Origin of the sequence: Streptomyces sp. NBC_01198 (assembly GCF_036010485.1) — a bacterium.
In the GTDB taxonomy this organism is placed as follows: Bacteria; Actinomycetota; Actinomycetes; order Streptomycetales; family Streptomycetaceae; genus Actinacidiphila.
Map to the genome: position 1 here is coordinate 4,360,041 of NZ_CP108568.1, position 14,354 is coordinate 4,374,394.

Annotated in this window: 12 protein-coding genes; 8 read left to right on the forward strand and 4 right to left on the reverse strand. The window is 72.8% G+C overall.

Going from position 1 to position 14,354, the window contains the following annotated elements:
- The 4 genes from OG702_RS19655 (at position 1) to OG702_RS19670 (ending at position 3,312) form a co-directional block, all read left to right on the forward strand.
- Entirely contained in the window at positions 1–864 is an 864-nt protein-coding gene (locus OG702_RS19655; RefSeq protein WP_327290206.1) for a heavy metal-binding domain-containing protein, read from the forward strand.
- Between the two features lie 25 nt (positions 865–889).
- Entirely contained in the window at positions 890–1,282 is a 393-nt protein-coding gene (locus OG702_RS19660; protein WP_327290207.1) for a hypothetical protein, read from the forward strand.
- A gap of 152 nt (positions 1,283–1,434) precedes the next feature.
- Positions 1,435–1,914: a VOC family protein gene (locus OG702_RS19665; protein WP_327290208.1), complete on the forward strand. Its 480-nt coding sequence runs from the start codon at positions 1,435–1,437 to the stop codon at positions 1,912–1,914.
- A 225-nt stretch (positions 1,915–2,139) separates the two neighbouring features.
- Positions 2,140–3,312 carry a hypothetical protein gene (locus OG702_RS19670; RefSeq protein ID WP_327290209.1) on the forward strand — a complete coding sequence of 391 codons (1,173 nt, stop codon included), beginning with the start codon at positions 2,140–2,142 and terminating at the stop codon, positions 3,310–3,312.
- A gap of 116 nt (positions 3,313–3,428) precedes the next feature.
- Here the strand turns inward: OG702_RS19670 and OG702_RS19675 are convergent, their stop codons facing one another.
- Complete coding sequence (locus OG702_RS19675) at positions 3,429–4,022, reverse strand: snapalysin family zinc-dependent metalloprotease (protein WP_327290210.1); 594 nt, start codon at positions 4,020–4,022, stop codon at positions 3,429–3,431.
- Between the two features lie 381 nt (positions 4,023–4,403).
- Here OG702_RS19675 and OG702_RS19680 point away from each other — a divergent pair, with 381 nt between their 5' ends.
- The 3 genes from OG702_RS19680 to OG702_RS19690 all read left to right on the forward strand — a co-directional run bounded on the left by OG702_RS19680 (position 4,404) and on the right by OG702_RS19690 (position 10,777).
- The gene (locus OG702_RS19680) at positions 4,404–5,540 is read left to right on the forward strand and encodes a metallophosphoesterase (RefSeq protein ID WP_442814723.1); all 1,137 of its coding nucleotides are present in this window, start codon (positions 4,404–4,406) and stop codon (positions 5,538–5,540) included.
- 72 nt (positions 5,541–5,612) lie between these two features.
- Positions 5,613–10,328 carry a putative T7SS-secreted protein gene (locus OG702_RS19685; RefSeq protein WP_327290212.1) on the forward strand — a complete coding sequence of 1,572 codons (4,716 nt, stop codon included), beginning with the start codon at positions 5,613–5,615 and terminating at the stop codon, positions 10,326–10,328.
- Entirely contained in the window at positions 10,325–10,777 is a 453-nt protein-coding gene (locus OG702_RS19690) for a hypothetical protein (RefSeq protein ID WP_327290213.1), read from the forward strand. The genes OG702_RS19685 and OG702_RS19690 overlap by 4 nt, the downstream gene beginning before the upstream one ends.
- A gap of 90 nt (positions 10,778–10,867) precedes the next feature.
- On the opposite strand, the gene OG702_RS19695 is transcribed toward OG702_RS19690, so the two are convergent.
- The 3 genes from OG702_RS19695 to OG702_RS19705 form a co-directional block, all read right to left on the reverse strand.
- Positions 10,868–11,410, reverse strand: a complete 543-nt coding sequence (locus OG702_RS19695) for a GNAT family N-acetyltransferase (RefSeq protein ID WP_327290214.1) — start codon at positions 11,408–11,410, stop codon at positions 10,868–10,870.
- Between the two features lie 148 nt (positions 11,411–11,558).
- Complete coding sequence (locus tag OG702_RS19700; protein ID WP_327290215.1) at positions 11,559–12,311, reverse strand: GNAT family N-acetyltransferase; 753 nt, start codon at positions 12,309–12,311, stop codon at positions 11,559–11,561.
- 394 nt (positions 12,312–12,705) lie between these two features.
- Complete coding sequence (locus OG702_RS19705; RefSeq protein WP_327290216.1) at positions 12,706–13,356, reverse strand: HAD family hydrolase; 651 nt, start codon at positions 13,354–13,356, stop codon at positions 12,706–12,708.
- A gap of 108 nt (positions 13,357–13,464) precedes the next feature.
- Between OG702_RS19705 and OG702_RS19710 the strand changes: the two genes are divergently transcribed.
- A complete protein-coding gene (locus OG702_RS19710) occupies positions 13,465–14,268 on the forward strand; it encodes a class I SAM-dependent methyltransferase (protein ID WP_327290217.1) in 804 nt (267 codons plus the stop codon).
- The last annotated feature ends 86 nt before the right edge of the window (positions 14,269–14,354 follow it).

The following is a 14,354-nucleotide window of genomic DNA, read 5'->3' on the forward strand; positions in this document are numbered from 1 at the left end:
ATGAACGAGCAGGCGAGTGGGGAACCGGGGGGCCACGAGGCCGCCTTGACGGCCGCGGGCGTGTCCTCCGACGCGATGCGGCGGCTTTCGCAGCTCCAGCCGGGCCAGGCCGGCTCGATCTTCACCTCGGACCTGACGGTGAACGAGTTCCTGCTGGTGCGCGAGGCCGGGTTCCGCCCGCTCGGCCTGGTGCTCGGCTCGTCCATCTACCACGTCGGCATCCAGACCGGCCGGTGGTCGAAGAACCAGGAGCTGGACAAGCTCTCGCAAGCCATGTACCACGCCCGTGAGTTGGCGATGAACCGCATGGAGGCCGAGGCGAGCGAGCTGGGCGCGGACGGCATCGTGGGCGTGCGGCTGGACGTCGAGATCAAGGAATTCGGCGCGGACATAGCCGAGTTCATCGCCGTGGGGACGGCGGTGAAGGCGGACGGCGCCGACCCGGGCCACACCGGGACCTGGCGCAACAACAAGGGCAAGCCGTTCACGTCCGATCTGTCCGGCCAGGACTTCTGGACGCTGATCCGGGCGGGTTACGCGCCCCTCGACATGGTCATGGGCTCGTGCGTCTACCACGTGGCGCACCAGCGGCTCGGCCAGGTGATCGGCAACGCGGGCCGCAACGTCGAGATCGAGCAGTTCACCCAGGCCCTCTACGACGCGCGCGAGTTGGCGATGAGCCGGATGCAGGCCGAGGCGGAGGAGCTCGACGCCGAGGGGATCGTGGCGGTCCAGCTGCGGCAGCACTCGCACACGTGGGGGTCGCACACCACGGAGTTCTTCGCGATCGGGACCGCGGTACGGCCCCTGCGCGACGACCACGTCATCGACCGGCCGACCATGGTGCTCGGCCTCGACGCCTAGCGCCCGACTCACGACGGAGGACGCCATGCCCGACAGGGACGTCGAACTGCTGGCCGCGGCGCTGCGGCGGGACAGCGCCGACCTGAACCTCTACGCCAACGTGCTGTCCGTCAACCTGGCGGACTCGCTGCCGCCCAGGGCGGTACGCGTCAAGCGCCGGCGCTCGGTGGCCGACCGGATGGCAGGACGCGAGGGGACGGTCACCGAGCTGGACGTGGCGCTCGGGGAGCGGCGGCTGTCGCTGCGGGTCGAGCGGGAGCGGGTCGTGGCGGAGATCCACAAGGAGGTGCGGGGCGTCGTGCTCTCCCGCCGGCAGGTGGGCCTGGACGAGTGGATCGACGCCCTCGCCGCCGCGCTGGCGGACGCGGCGGCCGGCAGCGAGCGGGCCCGCCAGGCGGTCGAGCGCTTCCTGACCTGACCTGACGTGAGCACGGCCGGGCAGCGCCGGGCAGGGCACGGCGGCCCGCCGCGCCCCGGTCGTCGACGAGCGGGCCGGACCGGGGTCGCTTAGCTTGGGCCGGGGAAGCGCTGACGCCCCCACCCTGCATCGATGCCCCGGGAGGCGCAGACATGACGGAGAACCGGCCGTCCATCGACCTCGAGAACTTTCCGGCCCCGTCGGAAGGCTTCGTGGCCACGCTGTTCGTCACCGTCCGCAGCGTCGCGCGCTCGCGCGAGTTCTACGCGAAGGTGCTGGGCGGCACGGTGGTGCTGGAGGAGAACCCGTGCATCGTGAAGCTCGCCAACACCTGGATCCTGATGAACCCCGGCGGCCCGCCCACGCCTGACAAGCCCGGGATCACCGTCGTCGACTACGAGCCAGGCGACACGACGTCGATCTTCCTCAACCTGCGGGTCGCCGACATCGACGCCTGCTACCGCATGTGGAGCGAGCGAGGGGCCGAGTTCGTCACGCCGCCGATCGACCGCGGTGCGGAGATCCGCTGCTACATGCGCGACCCCGACGGCTACCTCATCGAGGTCGGCCAGTCCACGGGAGCACTCAGCGGGCACCTGGCCGAGAAGCGGCCCGAGGACCTTCCCGGCTGACGCGGCGCCACGCCCGCCCGCGCGGCCCCGGGCTGCTTGACCATCCGCCGAACGGGTTGCGGTCAGGAGGCCAGTCGGCCCATTCGCGTATGCGCGGAATGTCTGCTTCATATATATATCTGATCGTCGGTCTGTGGCGCTCAGGGGCGAAGTCCGCTCGGTGACTGGGTGCCGTCCCGATCACCCAGCAGTCCTTCCGCCCCTCACACAGCCAAGGAAAACCGAATGACTGACACGTTCAGACGCGTATCCCTCGGCGCGGCCGCCGGCCTCGGCCTGTGCCTGACCCTCCTGCCCGTCGGCCAGGCCCAGGCCCAAGCTCTGGGGCAGGGGCAGGGGCAGGGGCAGGGGCACGGGCCGGGGCAGGCAGCGACGCGCGTACCGTGCGACGTCGCCGCGCTGAAGACGGCCATCACCGCGGCGAACGCCGGCGGCGGCGCCATCACCCTCGCATCGGGTTGCGTCTACCTGCTCAATGCGCCCGACAACGCGGACGACGGCCTGCCGGAGATCACCGGCAAGGTACAGATCACCGGCGGGACCCGCACCGTCATCCAGCGCGCGAGCAAGGCCGACGACTTCCGCGTCTTCCACGTCGTGGCAGGCGGCAGCCTCAGCCTGAACTCGCTCACCGTGCGCGGCGGCGTGGCGTCGGGGGCCGGCCTCGCGGCCGGTGGCGGCGGCATCCTCAACGACAAGGGCACCCTGAAGCTGACCGGCGTGACGGTCAGGAGCAACAGGGGCGACTTCGTCGCCGGCGGGATCTGGAACAACCTCGGGACGCTGGTGATGAAGGACACCACGGTCCACGACAACTCGGCCCGCATCGGTGGCGGGGTGGTCACCAGCGGAACGATGACCATGCAGGGCGGAGCCCTGCGCGGCAACGCGTCCGACTCCTGGGGCGGAGGGCTGGCGAACGCGGGCGACACCAAGCTGTCCAACGTGTCGATCGCCGACAACAGCTCCGGCCTCGGGGGCGGCATCATGACCCTGACGGTCAACAACGCGAGCGGGCCGCTGCGGCTGGACTCCACCCGGGTCACCGGCAACATCGCCGAGAGCAGCGGCGGCGGCATCTTCGTCGGGATCCATGAGCCGACGACGTTGAACAAGAGCACCGTCACCCTCAACACCGCCAACGGCGGCCCCACCCAAGGTGGCGGCATCAACAACGACGGACGCCTCTTCGGCGTGATCATCACGCAGACCGGCGCCCCCCTGGCCCAGGAGCAGCCCGCCGCCACCGCCGATCCGGCGCTGCCCACGGTGACCCTCATCAAGAGCACCGTCGTGAAGAACACCCCGACCAACTGCGCGCCTCCCGGGAGCGTTCCGCACTGCGACGCCAGGGGCTCCGGTGCCGTCACGGGGACACCGCAGCGCCACGGCAACTGACATCGCCGCAGGTGCCGGTCCGGGCTGTCACGTACCCACCCCGGACCGGCACTTTCGCGTGGCTCAGCGGGACCCGCCGGACGGGCCGGCCACGCGATGGGCGTGGCGGCGGCCGGTCAGTGCGCGCGGGTGAGTGCCGCGTCGGACCAGATGTCGATCACGATCCGCTGGTGGTCCGGCACGGCGGCCGCCGTGCGGCCCGCGTAGTTCCGGTCGACCCGTGCCGCCTCGGCCGCGGTCGGCTTGGCGTTGGTGCACGCGGTGCCGGGGCCGTGGCCGGACATGATCTCCGAGCAGGGGCCGGTGTAGTGGTCGGGCAGCCCGAGGATGTGCCCGGTCTCGTGCGCGGCGATCCGGGTCACGTCGTAGCCCTCGCTGACCGCTTCCTGGCCCAGCTGGACCTGGCCCCTGCTGCCGCCGGGGACGATCGGCCCGAGCGTCGTCTGCGGCCAGCCGCTGGTCGCCACGTAGACGAAGTTGGCGCTGCCGGCTGAACCGGCGGGCTGCAGGTGCACGTTGTGCACCGCCGCGTTCCAGTTCTGCACGCCCTGCGTGATCGCGGCCGACCACTGCCCCGCTCGGCTCGCGTCGTAGGTCAAAGTGACCACCGCCGCGGTCGCTTTCGGAGCTGCCTGCGCCGGAGCGACCCCGGATGCGGCGCCCAGCATGGCCGGGATCAGTACCGCGACGGCGGCTATTCGCTTGATCATGAGACTCGTTCGCCTCCCTGACATCGGTTGACCCGTGGGCCACAAGGGCAGCATGGCGGGGCGCGTTGCACAAGTGCGCAGACTGCAACGGCAGTTGGGGCGGCGCCCGGTCCGCCGGACGGACGATTCCCGCGGGCGCCGTGTGGCGGATGATGGAGCGGACGGTGGACGGCGGGTGTGAGGGGCGGCGCAGTGGCAGACAGCGAATCCATCAGGGCGGAGGCCGGCGTCGAGCCGGCCGGCGGGGAGCCGGAGAGCGGCGTGGCCGTGGCCGCGCCCGTAGCCACGCCCGAGGCCGAGGGCGGGACCGGGCCGGCAGGCGGGCCGGGCACCGATACCGAGGGCGCGAAAGCCGCCCCCCGGCGGTCACTTCGCCGGCGGCTGGGCGGGACCGTGGTCCTCCTCGTCCTCGCGATGCTGTTCGCCCTGCCCTGGTGGACGCTGTTCGCCTCCGGCGTCGACTGGCCGTTCCCGGTCTTCCTGGCCGGCACGGCCGTCTTCGCCTGCTGGCTGGTGTCCTTCCCCTTCCTGATGGCCGCGGGTCACGGGCGCCGGCGCAACGACCGGGCGGCGCGCTTCGCGGACAGCTCCCTCGGTGTGGTCTGGGTGCTGTTCAGCTGGTCGGCGCTGGGCGGCCTGGCGCACCTGGTGCTGATCGCCCTCGGCGCCGGCGGCGCCGACCGGGCCAGGTTCGTCGCCCTGGCCGTCGCCGTGGTCGCCGCCGTGCTGCTGGCCTGGGGACATCACGAGGCCATGCGCGTGCCGCGGGTGAAGCGGCTGGACGTCCGGGTGCCGCGGCTCGGCGGCGGTCTGGACGGCACCCGGGTCGTCGTGCTGGCCGACACCCATTTCGGGCCGATCGACCGGGCCCGCTGGTCGACGCGGGTCGCCGAGGCGGTCAACGCGCTGGAGGCGGACATCGTGATCCACGCCGGTGACATCGCCGACGGCACCCCCGCCCAGCGCCGGGAGCAGTCCGCGCCGCTCGGCACGATCAGGTCGCGGCTGGCGAAGGTCTACGTCACCGGCAACCACGAATACTTCGGCGAGGCCCAGGGCTGGCTCGACCGCATGGCGGACCTGGGCTGGGAACCGCTGCACAACCGGCACCTCGTGGTCGAAGGCGGCGGGGACCGCCTCGTCCTCGCGGGCGTGGACGACGTGACCGCGGAGTCCTCCGGCCTGGCCGGGCACCGCGCGAACCTGCTCGGCGCGCTGGCCGGCGCGGACCAGGACCGGCCGGTCCTGCTCGTCGCCCACCAGCCCAAGTACGTGACGCAGGCGGCTGCCGCCGGAGTCGACCTGCAGGTCTCCGGGCACACCCACGGCGGCCAGATCTGGCCGTTCAACTTCCTGGTCCGTTTCGACCAGCCGGTCGTGCACGGCCTGAGCAGGCACGGCGAGCGCACGCAGCTCTACACCAGCCGGGGCGCCGGTTTCTGGGGGCCGCCCTTCCGGGTCTTCGCGCCGAGCGAGATCACGCTGCTCACCCTGCGGTCCGGCGGCACTTCGTCCTGACTTCGTGGTGACTCCGTTACCGGGAGTTGCTAGGTTCGGTGTGATGGTCTTACTGCCACGGGGGTGGGGCGGATGGGTCTGAGGTCGTTTGCCAACAAGCTGGGTGACGGGCTCGAACACGGCGTCGACAAGGTCAAGAAGAAGGCCGGCGAGATCATCGACGACGGTGCCCACATCGTCGGGGACGGTCTGGAGCACGTCGGGCTTGATGACGCGGCGGACTGGGTGGAGGACAAGGGCGACTCGGTCGCCGACCACTTGGGCGCGCACGTCGCCGAGCAGCAGCTCGGGCAGACCGACGACCCGAAGGAGCTGCTGCACGGGGACGCGGGGAAGATCCGGGCGGCCGCCACCCATCTGACCAAGTTCTCCAAGGCCTTCGACACCGGTCATACGGGCCTGACGCATCTGGATCCCGGGGACTGGGACGGCGCGGGAGCGGAGGCCTTCCGCGCCAAGTTCAAGCCCCAGCCCGCGAAGTGGGCCAAGGCCGCGACCGCCTGCCAGGACGCAGCGACTGCGCTGGAGACCTACGCGCACACGGTGGACTGGGCGCGCGGCCAGGCCACCGAGGCCGTCCGGCTGTGGAAGCAGGGCGTCGCCAAACGCAAGGCGGCGGCCGACGCCTACAACAGCACCCTCGACACCTACCACGACGACGTGAAGGCCTACAACGACAAGGTCGACGACGGGAAGGACCCCGGCACCAAACCCGTCGCGCCGGCGGCGTTCACCGACCCGGGCGCGAAGGACAGGCAGGCCGCGCAGCACACTCTGGACGCCGCCCGCAAGCAGCGGGACACCGCCGCGAGCCACGCGCAGACCGCGATCACGACCGCGACCGCGCTGGCCCCGGCCAAGCCGGACTTCACCGGCCGGATGGAGAACGACTTCGGCGACGTCGGCAAGGCCGCCCCGATCGCGGGGGAACACTTTCTCGGCGGCCTGGTGCGTTCGGGCACCGACCTGGTGAAGTTCGCCCGCGGCCTGAACCCCACCGACCCGTACAACATGACGCATCCGGCGCAGTATCTGACGCACCTGAACGCGACCGCCGCCGGTCTGGTCGACATGACGCAGCACCCCGAACGCCTGCCCGGCATCATCCTCGGCTCGGGCTGGGGCTCCGACGGCTCGGAGGCGGGCGGCCGGCTCGTCGGCAACATCCTGCTGGCCATCGCCACCGACGGCGGCAGCGCCGCGGGCAAGACCGTCGCGGAAGGCGCCGCGAAGAACGCCGCCAAGGACGCCGCGGAGCAGGCCGCGAAGAGCGGTGCACGCGCCGCCGCTGAGGACCCCGTCAAGGCCGCCATCGAGAAGGCCGCGAAGAAGTGCGTCTCCGACCCGGTCGACATCGCCACCGGCGACACGCTCCTCTCGCAGACCGACATCACCCTCCCCGGCACGCTCCCGCTGGTCCTGGAGCGCACCCACCTGTCGTCCTACCGGATCGGCCGCCTCTTCGGGCCCTCCTGGGCCTCCACCCTCGACCAGCGGCTCGAACTCGACGACCAGGGCGTGGTGTTCGTCAACGCCGACGGGTCGCTGCTGATCTATCCGATACCGGTGGCCGGCAGCCCCGTCCTGCCGGCCGACGGCCCGCGCTGGCCGCTGGAATGGGACGGCACACCCGGCGCCCCGCTCCGGATCACCGACACCGACACCGGCCGCACCCTGCACTTCGCCGCCGCTGACGTGCCGAGCGCCGGCGGCGCCACGGTGCTCGCCCTGGTCGAGGTCACGGACCGCAACGACAACGGCTACACCGTCACGTATCGGGGCGGCCTCCCGACCGCGATCCAGCACTGCGGCGGGTACTCCCTGCGCCTCGACGGCGACGGCGGCCGGATCACGGCCCTGCGCCTGCTCGACCCGGCCTCTCCCGGCGGCCCCGGCACCCTCGTTCGCACCTACGGGTACGACACCGCGGGCAACCTCACCGAGGTCGCCGACTCCGAGGGCGTCCCCTACCGCTTCACCTACGACGCCGCCGGGCGCGTCACGTCCTGGACCGACCGCAACACCACCCCGTACGGCTACACCTATGACGCCCGCGGCCGTTGCGTCGCCACGCACGGCGCCGACGGCTACCTGTCGAGCACCCTGAGCTACGACGACGCCACCCGCACCACCGCGTTCACCAACTCCCTCGGCCACACCTGGACCTACCAGCACGACGAGGCGTACCGGCTCGTCGCGGAGACCGACCCGCTCGGGCACACCACCGTGCGTGAATGGGATCCCGGCAGCCGCAAGCCGGCCCGGATCACCGATCCGCTGGGCCGCGCGACGTCCTACCACTACGACTCCGCGGGCAACATCGTCTCGGTGGTCCGCGCCGGCGGCCCGAGCGCCACCGCCGTCCACAACGACCTGAAGCTGCCCGTCGAGATCACCGACGCCGGCGGCGGGCTCTGGCGTCATGCCTACGACGCCCGGGGCAACGAGCTGTCCCTCACCGACCCCGCAGGATCCACCACGCGTCGCGCGTACGACGCGTCGGGCCATGTGGTCGCCGTCGAGGACGCGCTGGGGAACACCCGGCGGGTGGTCAACGACGCGGCGGGGCTGCCGATCGCGGTCACCGACCCGCTCGGGCGGACCACCACCGTCGAACGTGACGCCTTCGGGCGGGTCGTGACCCTCACCGAGCCGATGGGCCGGGTCACCCGCTGCGGCTGGACGGTCGAAGGCAAGCCCACGTGGCGCGAGTTGCCCGACGGCACCCGGGAGAGCTGGACATGGGACGCCGAGGGCAACCTGCTCACCGAGACCAACGCCGCCGGGCTGCGCACCTCCCACCCGCCGACCCACTTCGACCTGCCGATGTCGCGGACCACCCCCGACGGCGTCACCTACCACTTCACGTACGACACCGAACTCAACCTGACCGCCGTCACCGACGCCCAGGGCCTCAGCTGGGACTACACGTACGACCCGGCGGGCCGCCTCACGGCCGAGAAGGACTTCAACGGCCGCGCCCTCAGCTACGGCTACGACGCGGCCGGCCAGCTCGTGTCCCGGACCAACGGCGCCGGCGAGACCGTGACCCTGGTACGCGACGACCTCGGCCGGGTGGTCGAGCAGCGCGCCGGCGACTCGGCCAGCACCTTCGCCTACGACTCCGCGGGCAACCTGCTGCGCGCGGTCAACGCGGACTGCGAAGTCGTGCGCGAATACGACGTGTTGGGCCGCCTGGTCGGCGAGTCGGTCGACGGCAGGACGATCGCCTACGGCTACGACGCGGAAGGGCGCGTCGTCGAGCGCCGCACGCCGGGCGGGGCGGTCTTCAGCTGGAGCTACGACGCGCTGGGGAGGCCCGCGGGTCTCGCCGGGGCCGGCGGCGACTTCACCTTCACCTACGACGCCGCGGGCCGGGAGACGGCCAGGGCGTTCGGGCCCGGCCTCACCCTCAACCAGGGGTGGGACCGCACCGACCGGCTGACCAGCCACTCGATCACCCGGGCCGACGACGCCGGAGCCGTCCTGCTCCAGCACCGTGAATACGCCTACCGTGCTGACGGCTTCGTCACCGAGGTGCGCGAGCTGACCGGCGCCGGCGGCTCCCGGCACTTCGACCTCGATCCCGCCGGGCGCGTCACCGCGGTGCGCGCGCACGACTGGACCGAGCGATACGCCTACGACTCGCTGGGCAACCTCGTGCAGGCCGCCACGCCGGCGACGGAGGCCGGCGACGTCCACCACGAGCTCCGCGGGACCCTGACCCGGCGGGTGGGCCGCACCCGCTACGAGCACGACGCACAGGGGCGCGTCGTCAGGACGACGAAGCGCCTGCTCAACGGCCAGGTCCGGGTCCGCGAGTTCGTCTGGAACGCCGAGGACCAGCTGACCGCCTCCGTCATGCCCGACGGCACCCGCTGGCGCTACCGCTACGACGCGGGCGGCCGCCGCACCGCCAAGCAGCGCATCGCGCCGGACGGACTGGTCGTCGAGGACGTCCACTTCACCTGGGACGGCACCCGCCTCGCCGAGCAGACCGACGGCAGCGGGCGGACGACGAGTTGGGAGTACACCCCGGGGACCCACCGCCCGGTGGCCCAGGTCGAGCGCGAGCTGGACGACCTCGACAGCCGCTTCTACGCCATCGTCACCGACCTCGTCGGCAGCCCGACAGAACTCTTCGCAGCCGACGGCGAGTTGGTCTGGCAGCAGCGGAGCACCCTGTGGGGCAGCCGGCTGACCCCGGCCGCCGCCGGCGGCGTCGACTGCCCGCTGCGCTTCCCGGGGCAGTACGCGGACGCCGAGACGGAGTGGAACTACAACTACTTCCGCCACTACGACCCCGCCTCGGCCGGCTACGTCACCGCCGACCCGATGGGGCTCGGCCCCGCGCCCAATCATCACGCCTACGTCGACAACCCGCTGACCCGGTCCGATCCACTGGGGCTGTACGGCTGCGAACCGGTGGGGCCGCTCGACCATGTCGCGCTCGGCCGCGACATGCGGGGCGAGATCAACGTCAAGGACTTCGCGGACAAGGTCGGCGCGCGCCACCTGATGGGCAACGTGACCGACTGGCGGGAGCAGGTCGTGCGCGCCGCCGGGCGCGTCTCCCGGGGCGAGGGAAAGATCTCGTTCATGCTCGACGGACTGCCCGGCGCGAACGGCGGTGCCGCCCAGGCTCTGAAACGGGCGATCGAGGACGTGCAGGCCGGGCGGCATTTCGCCACCCAGTGGGAACTCGTCCAGATGCACGAGCATGGGATCATGGACAAGGTCGACTTCTACCGGTGGAGCAGGAAAATCAACACCTGGGGGCTCTTGTGACGACCACCGTCGGTGGCGATCTGGAACTCACCGACCCGCGGGACTTCTGTCTCGTGGATGTCGGGCACGGGCACGCCTACGCCGTTCTCCGCGGGTATCCGCCGGTGGACGAGGACGGCGACGCGGGACCCGCGGGACCCGTCATGGACGTGGTGTTCGCGGGGGTCGAGCGCATTTCCTGCTGGAGCGACGTCGGCCCGATCCGGGTCCGCCGCGCCGACGAGTCGGAGCGGCAGCGCATCGCGGACGGCCTGGGCGGGAAGATCCGCAGGAGCAGCGCGGTCTTCCTGCTGGAGGACGGCTCGATCGCGAGCTACGTCATCGCGTCCAGGGTCTACTGGGCCGAGTTCGACCTTCCGTACGACGCCGTGAGTCCCCTGGCGTCCGAGGACGCGGCCTACCGCGAGGACAATCCGCCGGTCGGCGGCGTGATCCGGTTCGCGGACTGACCGTTGCCCGGCTGCGGCGCCCTGCGCCGCGGGCCGGACGGCGACGGGTGGGGGTAGCCCCCTGCTGACGTCCCGCCTGCGGACCCGGGGTCAGCGGGACGTCAGGCCCCACGTCTGGAGGAGGTAGGGCCGGCCCTTCTCCTCGCCCTCGATCAGCGGGACGTCGAGCAGGGTGAAGCCCGCGCCCTTGGCCACCGCGACGCTCGCGGAGTTCTCCGCTTCGAGCTCCAGGATCACCTGGTCCGCGCCCAGTTGCCCGAAGGCGTAGCCGGCCGACACCAGCACCGCCCGTACGGCCAGCGCCTGGCCGCGGTGCGCGGGGCCGACCACGTAACCGAGTTCGATGCCCTCGGGCACGCGGCGGAGCATCACCTCGCCGAGCGGGGTGCCGCCGTCGGCGGTGATGGCGAGCAGCAGGGCCGTGCCGTCGGCCTTGAGGCGGCGGGCCCGGTCCAGCCGCGCGCGGGCGGCCGCCGCGTCGAAGGGCGAGACGAGCGGCGTCCAGTAGGCGATGTCGGTGTGGTCGAACAGGCCCGGCATCGCGGCCAGATCGCCCTCGGTCCACTCGCGCAGGACCACGCCCTCCCCCGCGAGCTCGACCGGTCCGGGAAAGGGCGACGTGCTGCTGCTCATGGTGGAGACCTCCCTGGCCTGCCTGTTCCGGACGAGGCAGGATAACCGGGGGCGGTTTCCCGGGAGTCCCGCCCCCGGCCGGCGCGGAACGCCTACGGCGGTCAGGTCACGTTGACCGCGGTCCAGGCCGCCGCGGGTGCCCGGCCGGTCAGACCCGGTCGAGGTGCGGGGCGCCGTCCAGGATGGCCAGCTCGCGGGGGGTGGCCTGGCGCTTCCACTCGGGAGCCACGGCCGCGTAGGTCGTGACGTCGTGCCAGCAGCCCTGGGTGCGGAACAGCTGGCGGAGGGTGGCCTCGGGGCGCAGGCCCGCCGCGTGCATCACCTGGGGCATGACGTGGTGGTCGCTGCGGTGGCCGGCCCAGATGCGGTGCAGCCCCAGCGGGCCGAAGCCGTACGCCATCAGCAGGCGTCCCGCTTCGTGGCCGTGGCCGCGCATCGGGGCGCCGGGCAGTAGCACCAGGCTGGTGAGCATCGCGTTGCTGCCGTACCCCTCGACCAGCAGCCCCATGGTGCCGACGAGGGTGTCGCCGTCGTCGTCGCCGCCGCCGAAGAAGTCCGCCACGGTCTCCTCGGTGACGCCGCCGCGGTGGACCTCGATGTCGAGATAGGGGTCGAGTTCGTACAGGGGCCGGGCGCACAGCACGCTCTTCTCGGTGCCCAGGTCGTGGACGCCGGCGCCGAGCCGGTTCAGGTTGGACAGGCTCAGCCGGTCGAAGTCCGCCAGCCGGAAGGCGCCGCCGACCCCCTCCAAGGCGCAGGCCAGGGCGGCGCTGCTGCCCACCGACAGCCCGATGACGCCGATCCGCCGCCGCAGCAGGCCCTGTTGCTGCTCCCGGGTGATCTTGTCGCGGTTGCGGTCGGTCCGCACCTGCCGGAACTCGGCCTCCGGCAGGACGTGCACCAGCCCCCCCCGACCACGGATACCAGGCCCACCTGCCGTACGTGTCCGGCCGGCCGTCCGTGGCGCCGGCGACCGCCCGCTCCAGGGGCCGCCCGTCGAGCACCTCGCCCGGGGCGCGGCAGCGCAGCAGCTCCGCGACCTGGTCCTCGATCCGGTCGTGGACCTCGGGCAGCAGGGGCGAGTCGCGCAGCACGGCCAGCGCGGCGGCGCCGTCGGCCCGCGCCGGGTCGAGCAGCACCGGACGGAACGACTCCCTCGCCTGTCCCGGCGAGGGCAGCACGAAGGGCTCCGGGTCCGATCCGGAGGAGATGAAGTGGGTCACGGCAAGGACGCCAGCAAGGAGTTGATCTTGGAAAGCCGCCCTCACCCGACGGGGCGTACCCGAACTGATCTTCTACGGCTGTGCCCCCACCAGCGGCAGCAGCTCGTCCAGCCGGTCGACGGACCAGTCCGCGGCCGCGCGGACCTCGGGGTCGTCGGCCCACCAGTGGCCCCAGGGCCCGCGGCGCAGGTGGGCGCAGCGCAGGCCGGCGGCGCGGACCGGGAAGACGTCGTTGACGGGGTGGTCGCCGACGTAGAGGACCTCGCCGGGACGGCAGCCGGACAGCTCGACCACCCGCGCGAAGAAGGCCGGGTCGGGTTTGGCGACGCCCCACTCGCCGGAGGTGGCGATCGCGTCGGCGGGCAGGTCGAGCGCGCGCAGCAGCGCGCCTGCCGTGGCGGACTGGTTGCCGGCCACCACGACGCGTACGGCCGCCTGCCGCAGCGCGCCGAGGACGGGGCGTACGTCCGCGTAGAGGTCCGACTCGTCCAGCTGCTCGCCGCGGCCCGCTGCCTCCCGGGCGGCGAACTCGGCGGCGACGTCCACGCCCGGGCGGGCAAGCCGCAGGGCGTCGGTGTTGTCCCGACCGGCCGTCACCACCGCGCCGACCAGCGCCGAGAGCGTGTGCAGCGGGATCCCCAGCCAGTCGGCCCACGCCACCCAGCCCCGGTCGTCCCTGATCAGCGTCTCACCGACGTCGAAGGCCACCGCTCGGATCACCATGCGCCCAGCCTACGGAGCCGCCCGCCCCCGCGGCCGCGGCCCGCCGGTGTCTCGTAGGCTCCGTGCTGGGGAGCCCTTCCCCCGCCCCGAGCCGCAGGAGAACAGGGCATGGCTGACCAGGACGTGGAACGGGGCCGCCGGTCGCGGGTGTTCGGCACGGTGGCCGAGGAGTACGCGCGGCTGCGGCCGCCGCCGTGCGAGGCGGCCGTGGACTGGCTGCTGCCGGACGGCGCCGGGCGGGTGCTCGACCTGGCGGCCGGCGCCGGGACCCTCACCGCGCTGCTCGCCGCACGGGTGCCCGAGGTGACGGCGGTGGAGCCGGACGGCCGGATGCGGGCGGTGCTCGCGGGGCGCTGCCCCGGCGCCACGGTGCTCGACGGCACCGCCGAGTCGCTGCCGCTGGCCGACGGCGGCTTCGACGCGGTGGTCGTCGCGTCCGCCTGGCACTGGTTCGACCCCGTCCTGGCCGTTCCCGAGATCGCCCGGGTGCTGCGGCCAGGCGGCCGGCTGGGCGTGGTGTGGAACAGCCTGGACGCCTCGGTGCCGTGGGTGGCCGACTGGTACGCGCTGCTCCGCCCCGAGCACGCGGCGGCGCCGCAGGAGACCCGCCGTCAGGAGGGCCGCGGCCCGCACCTGCGCGCCGACCTGGGCGGCCCGGACTCGCCGTTCGGCGAGGTCGAGGAGAGCTCCTTCAGCTGCACGCGGCGCAGCACCGCGGCCGAGGCAGCCGCGCTGCTGGGCACCTACAGCCGCGTCATCATGCTGCCCGCCGAGGAGCGGCAACAACTGCTGGGCCGGGCCGAGGGGCGGCTGCGCGAGCGCCTCGGCCTGAGTGGCGACGAGGAGTTCGACCTGCCCTTCCGCTCCCTGTGCTGGCGCACCTCCCGCCCCGCGGACCCGGCGCCGCACTGAGGGATCCGTCGCGCGGGGAGTGCCCCCGCCGCCCCACCGCCCGGAGGCCGGGAACACCGGGTGGGCCCTGCGCCGGATTCGGCCCG